This window comes from Bradyrhizobium sp. AS23.2 (assembly GCF_001908185.1).
In the GTDB taxonomy this organism is placed as follows: Bacteria; Pseudomonadota; Alphaproteobacteria; order Rhizobiales; family Xanthobacteraceae; genus Bradyrhizobium.
This window is the reverse complement of the sequence record NZ_LGHM01000148.1, coordinates 24,381-38,963: the sequence shown is the minus strand read 5'-3', so window position 1 is coordinate 38,963 and position 14,583 is coordinate 24,381. Positions and strand designations below refer to the sequence as shown.

The following is a 14,583-nucleotide window of genomic DNA, read 5'->3' as shown; positions in this document are numbered from 1 at the left end:
GCTTTGTAGCCCGCAGGCGCCTTGCGCGCCATCCGGGAGAGGCGCCGCTCGTGTCAGAGGAACTTGACGCCGGCCGACTTGCCGCGGCGCCAGACCACCTGGCAGCTTCGCCCGGTGCGGGCGTCGCGCGCGAACGCCATCCGAATCACGCCCGGTAGCTGGCTCGCATCGTCATCCAGCGTGATCTTCGCGCCCGTATCAGAGATGTCCTGGACCACGCAATGCCGCGCGGCAAACCCGCCGTCGAGCGTGATCCAGGCGTGCCGCGACAGCATTTTGCGGGCTGCGCGCTTCTTGGGCGGTGGCATTGCTGAAAACTCTCCCGTTCCAGCGCTATCGCAGGGAACCCTAAGAAACCGTTGAAATCGGCCCCGAATGATCCCCGGGGCGGCGCTGTCCACCGACGCCAAAAGAGCGTTCCGAACGGCTTGCCCGCGGGCGCAAAGGTCACTATACGTTCGCCCGCTGCAAGCCGCCGGGCACGACTCGGGCGGCGGCGGCCGTGCCGCCAAAAGCGGCGGGGCTCTGCGTTTGCTCCCTTCGTCTATCGGTTAGGACGCCACCCTTTCACGGTGGAGAGAGCGGTTCGATTCCGCTAGGGAGCGCCAAAATCCCAAGATTGATTTTGGTTTTTGGCCGATTTGGCAAACCTGCCCCAACGGGAATTTCATCCCGCACATGGAGACTCGGCGAGGTGACGCGATCAGCAGCGTTATTTCTGGGGCACGATTGCGCGCATGTAGGTCCCCAGGTCGAAGTAGTCACGCCAGATTTTGATCTTGCCATTCGACAGTTCGAACACGCCGCAGCAAGGCAGATCGACACTGTTGTTTGCGATGCGGGTTCTGTCGAGGCGCTCGGCCATGACGACGTCCCCGCGAGACACAACGTTCAAGACATCCCAGGTGGTCTGCGTCCAATCCTTGATGAAGCCCCCGATAAACTTGTGTAGGTTGTCGTGACCGGTAACCGGCTTGTTCATCATATTATGGTAGGTGCCATCGGGCGCAAAGAACGCGACGATCTCGTTGACGTCGAGCCGCGACCACGCCGCAATGAAATCTCGAACGATTTGCTCGTTAGTCTTCATCGTCTCTCCCGCTTTGATTGCACATCTTACCCCGACTCTTCACGGTGAGGCGACCAGCAGCCATTCGGCAAGGAATGTCTCATCCGAGCTATTCTAGTCTAGATGCCTCGCACAAGATCACTTTTCGCGAGACCGGAATAGTCTGTTCGCGAGCAACCGTGACTCCGGCTGTTGCGCACCTCTCGGACCTGACGCAATGCCCACTACAAGTGTGCAGTGTGAGCCTCGAGGCGGACATGCCAACCGTTCCGCTGCGCTGATCCCCTCACCCCTTGCTTTGTCTCATGCGATCGCTTCGTAGATGTCGAGCTGACAGCCGTTTTTGCCGTCAGCGCGGCAGCTTGATCCCGGCGGCCCCTGGCGGATGACGGAAAAAAGCCCGACCGCGCTAGCGGCCGGGCTCAGTTTCCACTGGAACTGTAGCTTCAGAAGATCAGTAGCGCGCGACGACCGGGCCGCCGAACTTATAGTTCAGACCGACCTTGGCAATCGACAGCTTGTTCTTGATATCGACATTCGCAATCGCCGCGCCCGCGGGGCCCCCGGCCGCCGCCGCGAAGTCGAAGCCGATGTTCTTCTTGTCGAAGTCGATGTAGTCGTACTCGATGAAGGCGCTCCAGTTGTGATCGAAGGCGTATTCGGCGCCGAGACCGAGCGTCCAGCCGAAGGCGTTGCTGCTGGAGCTCACCGAGCCGCCCACACCTCCTCCGAGGGGACCAACAGCAGATACGCTGAACGTATGGTCGGTATGCATCCACGCCGCGCCGCCCTTCACGTAGACCAGGGTGCGATCAGCCACGACACCACCAAAGCGGCCGGTCACCGTTGCCAGCCAGTCGCTATTCGCGGTGCACGAGGCCAGGACGATGCACGGGGTCGTGCCCTTCACGTCCATACCGGCGATATCACCCTGGACGCCGAACACGGCCCAGCCGCTCTGCCAGTTGTACCCGAGCTGACCACCACCAAGAAAACCGCTGCGGCTGTTCTGGGCAATCGGGAAGCTTACGGGGGCTACAATGCCCCCGGCCGAGAGTGAGGTCACGGTCGATTCCGTGGTTCCCCAGCCGGCGCCGACGTGGGCACCGAGATAAAACCCGGTCCAGGACCACACGGGGGCGGGAGCGTAGATCGGCGCCTTGGTGGCCAGATCAGCCGCGAAGCTCAGGCTCGTTGAAGCAAGAAGAAGGGCGGCGGCGGCTAGTTTAGTCTTCATGATTTCCTCACTCGATCCGAAAATTCTGATGAAATGGTCATTCAATCGTCAGTACTTGTACGAGGCGGGGAACCGGGCTGCCTAGTGCAGAAATGCAACAGTTCCGTGCTTGGGAACCGCTTCCGGCGCCGATTTTGGGACCATGGCGCCAATTTGGGCTCGCCCAACCTGCTAAATCGGGCCGAACCGGCCGATTATGGCGCCAAGCGGCGCGCATTGCCGTGGCGCGGAATGGGAATCAGGCGGGACAGTCCACCTGGGCGACGATCAAGCTGCTCATTGCCATCTGCGTGCTGGTTCTGCTGGTGCTGCTCGGGCTCACTGAACGCACCGTTCAGGTCGCATGAGGAAACGCGCCGTCAGATCTCCGTAAGCCGCCACAGCTAGCTTCAGGGCACCCGATTCACGGACCCTGCCCTCCAGCAGCGAAAGGCGTTGCCACGCGGTGAGACATGAGCCTCTTGGAGCCGCAGAAGCTGCGACAGATCGCAATCGTGTCGCGCGCGCCGCCACGTCGGGACGGCGTCGACTACCGGCAGACTTCCAGGCGCGAGCGGCATCTTTACCGACGCGAGGCGATCATCACGCTGCTCGGCAACTCGACCCTCGATGACATCCGCCGCGCAGACGGCATCATTGACAAATGCCGGAATGGCTTAAGCAGCCGGCCTGAACCCGGCCGGACCAATTTTAACTCAATTTTAACTAAATGCTGGAGGTGGCGGCCCGCGCGCGATAGGGTGTGGCCGAGCACGTCCGCAATCACTGCGGGCTCCGAGTATTGGAAGTCCTGGAATGTCCACCGCTGACGCCGAGTTCGCCCCGGCAGAGATCGCCCAGAGCACCCCCGCCACCGCCAAGCCGCAGCTCCCACCCGGTGTCGTCACCGAAGGCCCCCTCGTCCAGGCCAAGCTGCGCGAGAGCTATCTCCTGCTCGGTATACTTTATGTCGGCGCTGTCGCGGGCATCATTTGGGCTGTCACGCAAGGCCTCGGTCGAGTGGAATGGTTTGCGTTTGCCTGGATGTTCGCGCTGACGACTTTCGGCATCGGTGCTGGGATGCACCGCCTGTTCGTTCACCGCAGCTTCCGCTGCGGCCCGATCATGCGCACTTTCTTCTGCGCCATCGCCCAGATGGCGGTGCAGGGCTCGATCGCCAAATGGGTCGCCAACCACCGCCGCCACCACCTCTATGCTGATGACGTCGGCGATCCCCACAGCCCGCAGTTTGATGGCTTCGGCAATCGCTATGTCAGCCTGTTCAAGGGCTTCATGCATGCCCAGGGTGGCTGGGTGTTCGACCAGGCAACCACCGACAATGAATACTACGCCAAGGACATCCTGGCCGATCCCATCGCGATGTTCTTCGTGCGAACACGCTGGGTCTGGTACGGGATGTCGGCAGTCTTCATACCGGGCGTGATCGGCTACGTTTTCGGCGGGCTGCATACGATGATCGGCTGCATACTGTTCTCCGGCCTGTTCCGCGCTTATCTGCTCATCCTCGTCAGCCAGCTCACCGGCTCGGTCTGCCACGCTTACGGCTATCGCCGCTTCGAGGTCGACGATGCCTCGACCAACGAGTTCGTGACCACGATCCTCACCTTCGGCGAGGGTCTGCATAACAACCATCACCGCTTCCCGCGGGACGCCTATATCTCGCACGCCTGGTGGGAGATCGATCTCAACGGCCTCATCATCCTGGGTCTCGAGAAGATCGGCCTCGTCCATGACGTCTTCCACGCCTCGCACCGTCAGCTGGAGCGGGCGGCGGAAGCACAGGCGGCCTCGACGGCGCGCTGACTCGCGGTCGGCGGCGGCCCAGCGGCCGACTTGCCTCCGCATCGCCGCCCTATCGCGGCCCCATTGCGGGATCAGCTTTTGAGGGTCTGTGCCTCGTGCCGGACTTCATTTGCAGACTTGCGATCGGGGGACCGAATGGCAGTCAACAAGATCACCTGGGACAGGGTCGGCTGGGTCACGGAGCCCGGACGCTACATGTACACGTTCGGCTGGCTCACCATCACCGCCGGCGATCTCGAGATCTGGCAGCAATACCCGCAAGCGGCGTTCACGCTGCTGGCGCAACATCCCGAACCGGGCGCTTCCGCCGGAGAGGAATTCCATCTCGGCGCCTTCGACATCGCGCCCGACGCGCGGCCGCCGTTCACCACGCACTGAAGGCAGCGAACGGCGCTTCCAATCGTCCTGCCGGAGACGACGATTCGAACCTGCGCAAGCTGCGCTTCCTGTGAGGCGCCGCTGCGCAGCGTGGTTCGCACGGCCATGCTTGTCCAGCGAATGCCTGGCTCTGGACTCGCCACCGGGACACATGCATCGTTAATCGAAGAAATCCGCGCATTGCCTTGATCTGACTTGCCAATCGCAATCCGACGCGAGGCGCGACCGCTGTCATTGATGACGAAGTGATTCTGTCATGCAATTGATTGCGCTCGAATTCTACACGTTCGGTGGCGGCACCGATGAATGCTGGCTGTCGCGCTTGTTAAGCGGCAGGACAGCAAGCGCATGACAGATGGTCGCATCGGTGGACGTAGCAAAGCCGGGCAAGGGAACCTATTTTCGACGCCCATGTACCTGATTGAAGCGTTACCCACTGTCATCGGAACTGCCGCCATCGCGCCGGCGCTGCTGATGCTGTGGCTTGTCATTGCCGCCGAGGAGCGCCCGGGACCGCCGGCCCAGGTCTGGACCGCGTTCCTGCTTGGCGCAGCCAGCATTTCGCTGCTCGGCCTCGCCCGTGCCCCCTTCGCCAAGATGGTCGCTGCCCCCGACAACCCCTGGGCCGCACTGGCCATGCATTCGATCTTCGGGGTCGCGCTGCCGGAGGAAGCCGTCAAGGTGATCGCCATCGTGCTGATCTCCTCGACCAAGCGGCGGACCTTCGCCAATCCGATGGACACCGTGGTTTACGGCGCCGCGGTCGGACTCGGTTTCGCCGCTTACGAGAACCTCGCTTATCTCGTCCAGCACGCCGAGATGTGGCGCTCGCTCGCTGCCCTGCGCAGTGTCCTGACCGTGCCGTTCCACGGTGCTCTCGGCATCATTGCCGGCGCTTACCTCACGATCGCCCGCGCCGGCACGGCGCTGGGCGCGAACCGCCATCATCGCGACTGGGCCCGTCTTTCCAGCCGCCTTCTAATGCTCGCAGGGCCGCTAGCGCTGCATGCGGCTTTCGACTTCCCGCTGCTGACCTTGCAACGCATGCCGGATCTGGATCCGACGCTCCGGATGTGGCTGGGCGCGGCGAGCCTGCTGATCGGCTTCAGTTCGATTGCCTTCGCCATCCGCCTGGTCCGGCGGGTCGCGCGCCATCACGCGCCCCGAACCGACGTCGCGCGCGAACGACTTAGCCAGTTGCGCCGGATGTGGGCACTGTGGCTCGCCGGAGGCGGCGTCGGCTTTCTCGGCCTCGCCTTCGTGCTGACCTCGATCCATCACTGGCTCATCAACCCCGAGCGCAACTTGACGCTGGCGTTGATCCCGATCGGTTTTGTCTCGATCCTGCTGGGCCTTGCGCTGCTGGTTGTCACCACGGCGATCTACATTCTCGGCCGCAACCGCATTCGCACCAGTGGCGAGGGTTTTTCATCAGCGCATGGCGGCGGCTGAGCCGCGGGATGGCAAGCGCGCTACGCGCGTACTAGATTTGGCCTCATCTGCTTCCAATGAGGGATCACCATGACATCGCCCGAGGATTTTTCACGGCTGCAATCCGCGATGAGCCAGACGGTCAAGGCACATTGGAAAGCTTTCCTGTTCGAAGGCATCCTGCTCGCCGTTCTTGGCGTCGCCGCGCTGATCCTGCCGCCGCTCGCAAGCCTTGCGATCACGATCTTTCTCGGCTGGATGTTCCTGATCAGCGGTATCGGGGGACTGATCGCGACCTACTGGGCGCGCAGCACGCCGGGCTTCTGGTGGTCGCTGATCTCGGCCGCGCTGGCCGTGCTCGCCGGCATGCTCCTGCTGGCCCGGCCGATGCAGGCCGTGCTGACGCTGACCATCGTGCTCGGCGCCTACTTCCTTGCCGAGGGTTCGCCACCATCATGTACGCGCTCGAGCACCGCCGCGAGCTGAGCAGCCGCTGGTCGTGGCTCCTGATCTCCGGCCTCGTCGACATCGCGATCTCCTTCATGGTGATCACGGGACTGCCGAGCTCTGCGGAATGGGCCATCGGCATCCTCGTCGGCATCAATCTCCTGTTCGGCGGAGCCACCCTGATCGGCATGGCGCTGGCGGCGCGCAAGAGCAACACCTGAGGGGTCCCGTCGCGTGCCAAGCCGATTCGGGGGGTGACAACCCGCCGGTGGCGCGCTATATGGCTTTCCATGATCACCGTCGCCACCAGCTATTTTTGGTACTTTAGCTACGACAGCTCGCTGGCGGCAGGAGGATCGCGCTCAATCTGACACATTGCAGCAAACGTCCGAACAAGCCGCCAGACCTGGCGGCTTTTTTTTATTGGCCGGCAGGTTCTAGAAAACAGACAGGAGCCCGCCGTGCTGAGCACGACCGACGATCTTCGTATCCGCGAACTGAAAGAACTGAGCACGCCGGAAGAGGTGATGCGGGAAGTCCCGCGCACGCTCACCGCAACGCGTGTGGTGATGGCGGCGCGCAACGCCGTCCATGCCATCCTCAACGGCCAGGACGACCGCCTGCTGGTCGTGGTCGGCCCCTGCTCGGTGCATGACCCCAAGGCTGCGCTCGACTATGCCGAACGCCTGGCAAAGCTGCGCGAGGACCTCGCCGATCAGCTCGAGATCGTGATGCGGGTCTATTTCGAGAAGCCGCGCACCACGGTCGGCTGGAAGGGCCTGATCAACGATCCCGATCTCGACGGCAGCTTCGACATCAACAAGGGCCTGCGGCTGGCGCGCAATGTGCTATCGGCGATCAACAATCTCGGCCTGCCCGCCGGCACCGAATTCCTCGACATGACGACGCCGCAATACATCGCCGACCTCGTGTCATGGGCCGCGATCGGCGCGCGCACGACCGAGAGCCAGATCCATCGCGAGCTGGCCTCGGGGCTGTCCTGCCCGGTCGGCTTCAAGAACGGCACCGACGGCAATGTACGGATCGCGGCGGACGCGGTGAAGTCTGCCTCGCATCCGCATCATTTCATGGCGGTGACGAAGCTCGGCCGCTCGGCGATCGCCTCGACCGCGGGCAACGAGGACTGCCACATCATCCTGCGCGGCGGCAGCAAGCCGAACTACGATGCGGCCAACGTCGCGGCGGCCTGCAACGAGCTGGCCAAATCCGGCGTCGCGCCGCTTGTGATGGTGGACACGAGCCACGCCAATTCGAGCAAGAAGCCGGAAAACCAGCCGCTGGTGATGGCCGACATCGCCGGCCAGATTTCCGGCGGCGAGAACCGCATCATGGGCGTGATGATCGAGAGCAATCTCGTCGCCGGCCGCCAGGACGTGGTGGCGGGCAAGCCTCTCGTCTACGGCCAGAGCATCACGGACGGCTGCATCGACTGGGCGACCACGGCCACCGTGCTCGAGCAGCTCGCCGACGCGGTCGAGATCCGACGCAACACCCAGCGCGCAGGGCTGCGCGAGCGCTCGGCCTGACCGGCAATCGCGGGCGGGGCGAGCTGTCGCGCCCTGCCCGCCGTCGGCCACGGCTTAGCAGCCGCGGCAGATGCTCTTGATCTTCTTGTCGAGCGCCGCGTCTTCCTTGTTCACGGGATTGTTCGGATCGCTCAGGCTCTTCTCGCTGGGCACCTCGTCTGCACGCGGCTGACGATGACCAACCGGCGCGGGCAGCACGGTGCCGGACATGGCCCCGCCTGATCCTGATCCTGATCCGGATCCTGATCCCGTCCCCTTAGTGCCGCCGGTCTGTGCGACCGCGGTGCCACCGAGCAAGACCAGCAGCGACATCGTCACGACGATCTTTCTCATTTCGCTCCTCCATTCCTCAAACCGGCGTCTCTTCGCATCGCGGCACCTCAGGCCCCGGGCGGGTAGAGATGAACCTCGCCGCAATAATCCACGATACGATAGCGCGTTTCCGATGCCACATCACGCGCGTCCGGTGCGGTATTTTGGGCCGCCAACACGTAATTCGGGCCCACCGGCGATTTGCCGGCGCCGCCGGGAATATCGATGACATAGTCAGGCTGACATAGTCCGGATATCCGCCCGCGCAACTGCCGCATCAGCTCCTGCCCTTCCGCCAGCGTGGTGCGCAGATGCGCAGTACCCGGCGCGAGATCGCCGTGATGCAGGTAGTAGGGCTTGATTCGGCATTCGACGAAAGCTCGCATCAAATCCGACAAAGCCGCGATGGTGTCATTGACCCCGCGCAAGAGCACGGACTGGCTCACCAGGGGAATGCCGGCATCGACAAGCCGAGCGCAGGCCGCACGTGCCTGGCCGGTCAGTTCACGCGCATGGTTGGCATGCACGGCAACCCACGTGGTCGCGCCCTCGACCTTCAGCGCGGCGACCATCTCGCTACTGACGCGTGCCGGATCTGCCACTGGCACCCGCGTGTGAAGGCGGATGACCTTGACGTGATCGATCGCGGCGAGATCGGTCATGATCTCGCTCATCCGCCGCGGCGACAGCATCATGGGATCGCCGCCGGTCAGGATGACCTCCCAGATCTCGCTTTGCGACCGGACATAGTTGATCGCCGCGCGATACGCGTCGTCCGAGAGCGCGCTATCCTTGCCGGGACCGACCATCTCGCGGCGGAAGCAGAAGCGGCAATAGACCGCGCAGACGTGAACGAGCTTGAACAGGACGCGGTCGGGGTAGCGATGCACGATGCCTGGGACCGGCGAGTGTGGGTGATCGCCGATGGGATCGGCGTTCTCGCCCGGCTGCACCTCGAGCTCCGCGTCCGTCGGAACGAACTGGCGCGCTATGGGGTCGTCCGGATCGGACGTATCGATCAGCTCGACCAGCGCCGGCGTGATCGCGACCGCATAGCGCGCAGCAACGCGCTCGAGCGCAGGCAGCGCCGTGGCGGGCGCAAGGTGCTCGGCCACCAGTTCGGCCGGCTCGCGCAATGTCCGTGCAAGATTCGTCTTCGTCATGTCTCACTTAACGCTTCATCTGCAGGCGGCGTCCAGACCACCTGATCAATTCGCGATGCACCGCTCGCCAGCATCACCAGCCGATCGAAGCCGAGCGCGACGCCGCTGGCCTCCGGCATTGCGGCGACCGCGGCCAGAAAGTCCTCATCCAGCGGATAGGCCTCGCCGTAGCGGCGCTGCTTCTCCGCCATCGACTCGGTGAAGCGCCGGCGCTGCTCGTCGGCATCGGTCAGTTCGCCGAACCCGTTGGCGAGCTCGACGCCGCAGGCATAGACCTCGAAACGCTCCGCGACCCGCACGTCGCCGGCCTTCACCCGCGCCAGCGCCGCCTCTGGAGATGGGTATTCGAACAGAATGGTCAAACGACCCTGCCCCAAATGCGGCTCGACATGCTCGACCAGGACCTTGCTGAATATGTCCGACCAGGTGTCGTCCCCGGCGACGCGGACCTTGCCGGCTACGACGCGGGCAAGCGCCTCACGGTCGCCTTCGTCACCCAGGATCGTCGCCAGCAGGTCGATCCCGGCGAACCGCTCGAAGGCACCGGCGACCGTCAAAAGCTCCGGTTCGGCGAAGGGGTCGCAGGTCCGGCCCCGGAACGAGAACGTCCCGATCCCGGTCGCCTGCGCGGCGCGGGCGATGACGACGACGGTGTCGGCCATGATGGCATCATACGGCGCGCCCGCCCGGTACCACTCCAGCATGGTGAATTCGGGCAGATGCAGGTCGCCACGCTCGCGGTCGCGGAACACCCGGGCGAGCTCGAAAATCCGCTCTTCGCCCGCCGCCAGCAGCTTCTTGCAGGCGAATTCCGGCGAGGTCCGCAGGTAGCGGCTGGCATGACTGCCGTCGGGCCGCAGGATCTCGGTTCGGGGGGCGTGCAGATGGGTCTCATTGCCCGGAGAGACCTGGAGGACAGAGGTTTCGACCTCGACGAAGCCCTGCTCGGCGAAAAAGCCCCGTATTGCTCCGGTCACGGCCCCCCCTCGCCTGGAGGAAAGGCCTCCGGTCGAGGTGCCGCCCGGGCGACCAGAACGGCGAGATCGGCTTGTCCCCAGCCATTAACCGACCGCTCCCACCTTGAGCAAAAAGCTGGCATCGAACCGCAAAATCAGTATGTTGCGGCCCGAAACGGGCGCCGAGGTCCGATTTGAGGCCCCCAGTCCCCCATCCATTTGACCACGTCCTGGCCGGTGCCGGGCCAAGCAAGCAGGAAATATAACTTTGAGAGTCATCGCCAGTTCTATTCGCAAAGGCAACGTGATCGAGCAAGACGGCAAGCTCTATGTCGTCGTCAGCGCCGAGAACATCCATCCCGGCAAGGGCACCCCGGTCAGCCAGATCGAAATGCGCCGAATCTCGGACGGGGTAAAGATCTCCGAGCGGTACAAGACCACCGACCAGGTCGAGAAGGCCACGATCGAAGAGCGCAACTATACCTTCCTGTATGAAGATGGCGACGGCTTCCACTTCATGAACCCGGAAACCTACGACCAGGTCCAGGTCTCCAAGGACGTCGTCGGCGACGCGGCCGCGTATCTCCAGGAGAGCATGACGGTCAAGCTGTCCATGCACGACACCAACCCGGTGTCGATCGCGCTGCCGCAGCGCGTGACGCTGGAAGTGGTCGAGACCGAACCGGTGACCAAGGGCCAGACCGCTTCCTCCTCCTACAAGCCCGCGGTGCTTTCCAATGGCCTGCGTACCACCGTGCCGCCGCACATCTCGGTCGGCACCCGCATCGTCGTGATGACCGAAGACGGCTCCTACTCCGAGCGCGCCAAGGACTAAGCGAGAGTTCAAGGATAGGAACAGGTGCCGCCGGGGAGCGAGACAGTGGTTGGAAAGGGGTTCCGCTTCGTCTCGCTTCTTCTGGCGTCGCTCTCGCTCCTCACCACCACGCCGCTCGCTGCGGATGAAATCCGCAGCCCCTCGCTCACGGCCCTGCGCGTCGATTGGCGCGCAGCACTTGACCAGCTCCGCACCGAAATCAACAGCCGTCCCCAGATCGCGGGCGACTTCATCTTCGCACCCCGCCGCTCGGTGCCGCGCCACGATCCGCGCGCGATGCCGGCGCTGGTGCAGCTCAACGCCATCTCCTCGCAGTTCTTCACCGGCATCGCCCGCAGCTCCGTGCCCGTGCTGCTGCCATTCGACGCCGCGGCGTACCTCGAGGCACAGCGCAACGGCGCGCCGACGCTGTCGCGCTACCAGGCCGACTTCAATCCCGTCGACGTGTTCGACGCCGGTCCCGCCGGCTACAGCGCGACCTTCTCGTTCGAGCCGGGGGCCGGCGACGGCATGCCGAGCCGCGTGTTCGCCAGGCCGGTCGAGGTGCAGATCACCGGCTCGGCCCTCGTGTACGACATCGCCGATCCCACCGGCGGCAAAGGTGAGCAGGTTAAGCCGCTCACAACGCTCTATCCGGACCTGCGCCGATTCATCCGGGAAGGCTATGTGCGCTACGCCTTCACCCGTTTCGGCGTCGCCTATGTGGTGTCGATCCAGTGTCTCGACAGCGTCGCCAAGCCGCGGCGGCTCGCCTGCAAGGAAGCCTATCCGGTTGCCGAGCGTTTCCTGAAGGCCCTGCGGATCGCGGGCGGCCAGCGCATGCGGCCGCTGATGGACATCGCCTCCAACATCATGGATCGTCCCTCGGAGCATTCGCCCGATTTCAACTACCGGCCGAGCGGCGACATCATCCCGAATACCGGCTACCGCAAGCAAGGCGGCCGTCCCGACGCGATGGCCTATGCGCAGATCCGCTTTCCCCTCGAAAAGGCGCCTGCATTCGTCCACTCACAGTCCTACGGCAAGCGCGACAAGAGCGATGGCCCGACCACCTATCCCTGGCGCGACAATTTCTGCGAGTCGCGCAGCTTCCAAGTCTGGCAGTGCGCAAGCGGTTACGGCCACCAGGGCGAAGACATTCGCGCTGCGGACTGCCCGCCGCCCGGCGAAGGCCGCGAACCCTGCGATCCCAAGCACCGCGGTGTCGTTGCCGTCCGCGACGCCATGGTGATCCGCAATACCAGGGACCAGGCCGCGACGCTCGAGGTCAACAGCCGCACCGAGCATATCCGCTTCCGCTACATGCACATGAACCCGCAGGCGTTGAACGCAGACGGCGTGCTCAACGGCCGCATCGTTACCGAAGGCGAGAAGATCGGCGTGGTCTCGAACTATCTCGACCATCCTGCCGGCACGTCGATGCACCTGCATTTCGACGTCCAGGTGTTCACCCGCGACGGCTGGATCTGGGTGAGCCCCTACGTCACGCTGGTGTCGGCCTATGAGCGCCTGATCGGCGGCCGCGGCCGCGAGGTGGGTCCGGAGATCGCGGTCACGGCGCAGCCGGTGGCGCATGCGGCGCCGGAGGACGTGATCAAGCCGGACCTGCGCGAAGGGGCGAGCAGCGAGGAGAATTGAGCGGCCGGGCGCTCACGCGGTCATGTAGAATCCGGCCGCGATTGGTCCCGCGTGTCGCTCCGCTCACCCGGGCTACGCCCTCGCTACCAGCTACTCCAGATACGTCGTGAGCTGCGCGCCCTCGTCCGCAACGAACACCGCGATCAATTCCGCGGGGTCCGTCGCGCTGGCATTGGCCGAGACCAGGTGCGTTGCTCCCGGCGGCTCGAAGAAGGACTGGCCGACCCCGAACGTCTCGACCGGACCGCCGCCGAGCTGGGAGCGGATCTCGCCCTTGGTGATGTAGGCGGTGACCGAGCCGGCATGGCGATGTGGCCGCGAAAATCCGCCGGGACCATAGAAGACGCGCACGATGGTCACGCGCTTGCCGGGCACGTTGGGCAGCGGATAGGACGCGATCGGCTCGACCTTGTCGAGTGGCGAGCTCTCGGCAGCGGTGGCGCAGAGCGGTGCCAGCGCGCCGGACACGCTGTCCATCGCCACCGGCAGCACCCTTCCGATCGCAAGCGCACAGGCAAGCCCGCCGACGACGGCCAGCGCCATCGAGCGCGATGGCACTGGACGCTGCGTGGTGGCCACACTCATTGCTGTCATGACAACCTCCCCTCGTTGCAATCAGGAAGCCGCGGCGTTCGCTGCCGCGGGCCGCGCCGCAGGCGTCCAGCGATACGCCGCGCCAAAGCGGTTCCAAACATTGATCGAGGCGACCGCCGAGGTCAGGTACATCAGCTCCGTCTCGGAGAATTCACGGGACGCTTCGGCATAAACCTCCTCGCTGACGCCGTCGGGCAGGAAGGTCAGCGCCTCAGCCCAGGCCAGCGCCGCGCGCTCGCGGGCGGAAAAGACCGGCGCCTCGCGCCAGACCGCGACCAGGTTGAGCTTGTCCACGGGAACGCCGATGCGTTCCGAGAAGAGGATGTGATGCTGCAGGCAGAAGGCGCAGCCATTGATCTGCGAAGCCCGCAGCTTGACGAGTTCGAGAAGCTGCTTGTCGAGGCCGGCCTTGGCCGCAACCTGTCCCAGCGCCAGTACCAGATCATACGCATCGGGCGCGATCTTCTTGAAATCTTCGTATTCGCTGCGGGCGTGAGACATTGCCGTTCACCTCGTGTTATTGTAAGAGCACTTATACTGTATAAGAGCTCTTACATGGCACGCAAGTCCGCTGACATCACAAGATCGAAAGCCCCAGGCAAGGCGCCGGCGCATGCCGACAACGGCGCCGTTCGCGTGCCCGCGCCCGGCGAAGGCAAGCGCGGCGAGCAAGGCTATCTCGGATACCTCCTGCGCCAGGCCCATGCCGCGGTCCGGCTGACGATGGAGCGAACGCTCGCCGACCTCGGCGTGACGTCACCGCAATTCGCGGTGCTGACCATGCTCAATGCCTATCCGGGCCTGTCCGGTGCCGACGTCGCCCGCCTCACCTTCCTTACCCCCCAGACCGTTGGCGTGATTATCCGCAACCTCGAACGCGATGGTGCAATCGAGATGACGCCTCATCCGGTCCATGGCCGCATCCAGCAATGGACGCTGACGCCGCGGGGCACGACGCTGCTGAAAGCGTGCCGGGAACGCGTGATCGCATTGGAGAAGCGCCTCGCCCGAGGCCTGGACGCGAAGGCGGAGGCCACGATCCGGCGCTGGCTCGCCGGCATCGCGGCTGAGTTGCAGGACGATTAGCAATGCGACACTTTGTTCCGGGGAAACGCGGGGTCGAGGGCCTATTCCTCGCGTTCCAGGAACCGACTCACAGGGACCATGTTTCCC

At 64.3% G+C, this 14,583-nt stretch carries 15 protein-coding genes, 1 tRNA gene and 2 pseudogenes; 10 read left to right on the top strand and 8 right to left on the bottom strand.

All coding sequences use genetic code 11. The annotated features are described in order from the left end of the window. Positions 1 to 53 precede the first annotated feature (53 nt). On the bottom strand, positions 54 to 308 hold the full coding sequence (locus AC630_RS29645) for a PilZ domain-containing protein (protein ID WP_074121996.1): 255 nt from the start codon (positions 306 to 308) through the stop codon (positions 54 to 56). Between the two features lie 225 nt (positions 309 to 533). Between AC630_RS29645 and AC630_RS29640 the strand changes: the two genes are divergently transcribed. Beyond that, positions 534 to 608: transfer RNA gene (locus tag AC630_RS29640), tRNA-Glu, on the top strand. Between the two features lie 104 nt (positions 609 to 712). On the opposite strand, the gene AC630_RS29635 is transcribed toward AC630_RS29640, so the two are convergent. After that, a complete protein-coding gene (locus tag AC630_RS29635; RefSeq protein WP_074121994.1) occupies positions 713 to 1,090 on the bottom strand; it encodes a limonene-1,2-epoxide hydrolase family protein in 378 nt (125 codons plus the stop codon). Positions 1,091 to 1,523: 433 nt separating this feature from the next. Then, on the bottom strand, positions 1,524 to 2,306 hold the full coding sequence (locus AC630_RS29630; protein ID WP_074121992.1) for an outer membrane protein: 783 nt from the start codon (positions 2,304 to 2,306) through the stop codon (positions 1,524 to 1,526). A gap of 221 nt (positions 2,307 to 2,527) precedes the next feature. Between AC630_RS29630 and AC630_RS47890 the strand changes: the two genes are divergently transcribed. The 6 genes and pseudogenes from AC630_RS47890 to AC630_RS29600 all read left to right on the top strand — a co-directional run bounded on the left by AC630_RS47890 (position 2,528) and on the right by AC630_RS29600 (position 7,912). Then, positions 2,528 to 2,653: a hypothetical protein gene (locus AC630_RS47890; protein WP_283808462.1), complete on the top strand. Its 126-nt coding sequence runs from the start codon at positions 2,528 to 2,530 to the stop codon at positions 2,651 to 2,653. Positions 2,654 to 3,101: 448 nt separating this feature from the next. Further along, entirely contained in the window at positions 3,102 to 4,109 is a 1,008-nt protein-coding gene (locus tag AC630_RS29620) for an acyl-CoA desaturase (protein WP_074121989.1), read from the top strand. Between the two features lie 135 nt (positions 4,110 to 4,244). Continuing rightward, entirely contained in the window at positions 4,245 to 4,487 is a 243-nt protein-coding gene (locus AC630_RS45710; protein ID WP_074121987.1) for a hypothetical protein, read from the top strand. A gap of 411 nt (positions 4,488 to 4,898) precedes the next feature. Then, positions 4,899 to 5,939: a PrsW family intramembrane metalloprotease gene (locus tag AC630_RS29610; RefSeq protein ID WP_074121986.1), complete on the top strand. Its 1,041-nt coding sequence runs from the start codon at positions 4,899 to 4,901 to the stop codon at positions 5,937 to 5,939. Positions 5,940 to 6,008: 69 nt separating this feature from the next. Further along, positions 6,009 to 6,586 (top strand): annotated as a pseudogene (locus AC630_RS29605) (HdeD family acid-resistance protein). A gap of 240 nt (positions 6,587 to 6,826) precedes the next feature. Continuing rightward, positions 6,827 to 7,912, top strand: a complete 1,086-nt coding sequence (locus AC630_RS29600; protein WP_074121984.1) for a 3-deoxy-7-phosphoheptulonate synthase — start codon at positions 6,827 to 6,829, stop codon at positions 7,910 to 7,912. A gap of 54 nt (positions 7,913 to 7,966) precedes the next feature. On the opposite strand, the gene AC630_RS29595 is transcribed toward AC630_RS29600, so the two are convergent. The 3 genes and pseudogenes from AC630_RS29595 to epmA all read right to left on the bottom strand — a co-directional run bounded on the left by AC630_RS29595 (position 7,967) and on the right by epmA (position 10,449). Then, a complete protein-coding gene (locus AC630_RS29595) occupies positions 7,967 to 8,245 on the bottom strand; it encodes a hypothetical protein (RefSeq protein ID WP_074121983.1) in 279 nt (92 codons plus the stop codon). Positions 8,246 to 8,292: 47 nt separating this feature from the next. Continuing rightward, complete coding sequence (locus AC630_RS29590) at positions 8,293 to 9,387, bottom strand: lysine-2,3-aminomutase-like protein (protein ID WP_074121981.1); 1,095 nt, start codon at positions 9,385 to 9,387, stop codon at positions 8,293 to 8,295. Continuing rightward, positions 9,384 to 10,449, bottom strand: a pseudogene (gene epmA, locus AC630_RS29585) (EF-P lysine aminoacylase EpmA). Before epmA ends, AC630_RS29590 begins: the two are co-directional and overlap by 4 nt. Before the next feature lie 162 nt (positions 10,450 to 10,611). Here epmA and efp point away from each other — a divergent pair. Together efp and AC630_RS29575 are read left to right on the top strand one after the other, a co-directional pair. Beyond that, positions 10,612 to 11,178, top strand: coding sequence for an elongation factor P (gene efp / locus AC630_RS29580; RefSeq protein WP_074121980.1), 567 nt, complete (start codon positions 10,612 to 10,614; stop codon positions 11,176 to 11,178). A 24-nt stretch (positions 11,179 to 11,202) separates the two neighbouring features. Next, positions 11,203 to 12,816: a peptidase M23 gene (locus tag AC630_RS29575; RefSeq protein ID WP_074121979.1), complete on the top strand. Its 1,614-nt coding sequence runs from the start codon at positions 11,203 to 11,205 to the stop codon at positions 12,814 to 12,816. Between the two features lie 90 nt (positions 12,817 to 12,906). On the opposite strand, the gene AC630_RS29570 is transcribed toward AC630_RS29575, so the two are convergent. After that, complete coding sequence (locus AC630_RS29570) at positions 12,907 to 13,410, bottom strand: cupin domain-containing protein (protein ID WP_074121978.1); 504 nt, start codon at positions 13,408 to 13,410, stop codon at positions 12,907 to 12,909. 21 nt (positions 13,411 to 13,431) lie between these two features. Continuing rightward, positions 13,432 to 13,911 (bottom strand): carboxymuconolactone decarboxylase family protein, encoded by a 480-nt coding sequence (locus AC630_RS29565; protein WP_074121976.1) that lies wholly within the window; start codon positions 13,909 to 13,911, stop codon positions 13,432 to 13,434. Between the two features lie 54 nt (positions 13,912 to 13,965). Between AC630_RS29565 and AC630_RS29560 the strand changes: the two genes are divergently transcribed. After that, positions 13,966 to 14,496 carry a MarR family winged helix-turn-helix transcriptional regulator gene (locus AC630_RS29560; RefSeq protein ID WP_074121974.1) on the top strand — a complete coding sequence of 177 codons (531 nt, stop codon included), beginning with the start codon at positions 13,966 to 13,968 and terminating at the stop codon, positions 14,494 to 14,496. Positions 14,497 to 14,583: the final 87 nt, after the last annotated feature.

Bases quoted from the DNA above. Each gene is read 5' to 3' on its own strand.
- AC630_RS29645 (WP_074121996.1), bottom strand. From the start codon at position 308: ATGCCACCGCCCAAGAAGCGCGCAGCCCGCAAAATGCTGTCGCGGCAC.
- AC630_RS29635 (WP_074121994.1), bottom strand. From the start codon at position 1,090: ATGAAGACTAACGAGCAAATCGTTCGAGATTTCATTGCGGCGTGGTCG.
- AC630_RS29630 (WP_074121992.1), bottom strand. From the start codon at position 2,306: ATGAAGACTAAACTAGCCGCCGCCGCCCTTCTTCTTGCTTCAACGAGC.
- AC630_RS29620 (WP_074121989.1), top strand. From the start codon at position 3,102: ATGTCCACCGCTGACGCCGAGTTCGCCCCGGCAGAGATCGCCCAGAGC.
- AC630_RS45710 (WP_074121987.1), top strand. From the start codon at position 4,245: ATGGCAGTCAACAAGATCACCTGGGACAGGGTCGGCTGGGTCACGGAG.
- AC630_RS29610 (WP_074121986.1), top strand. From the start codon at position 4,899: ATGTACCTGATTGAAGCGTTACCCACTGTCATCGGAACTGCCGCCATC.
- AC630_RS29595 (WP_074121983.1), bottom strand. From the start codon at position 8,245: ATGAGAAAGATCGTCGTGACGATGTCGCTGCTGGTCTTGCTCGGTGGC.
- AC630_RS29590 (WP_074121981.1), bottom strand. From the start codon at position 9,387: ATGACGAAGACGAATCTTGCACGGACATTGCGCGAGCCGGCCGAACTG.
- AC630_RS29570 (WP_074121978.1), bottom strand. From the start codon at position 13,410: ATGACAGCAATGAGTGTGGCCACCACGCAGCGTCCAGTGCCATCGCGC.
- AC630_RS29565 (WP_074121976.1), bottom strand. From the start codon at position 13,911: ATGTCTCACGCCCGCAGCGAATACGAAGATTTCAAGAAGATCGCGCCC.
- AC630_RS29560 (WP_074121974.1), top strand. From the start codon at position 13,966: ATGGCACGCAAGTCCGCTGACATCACAAGATCGAAAGCCCCAGGCAAG.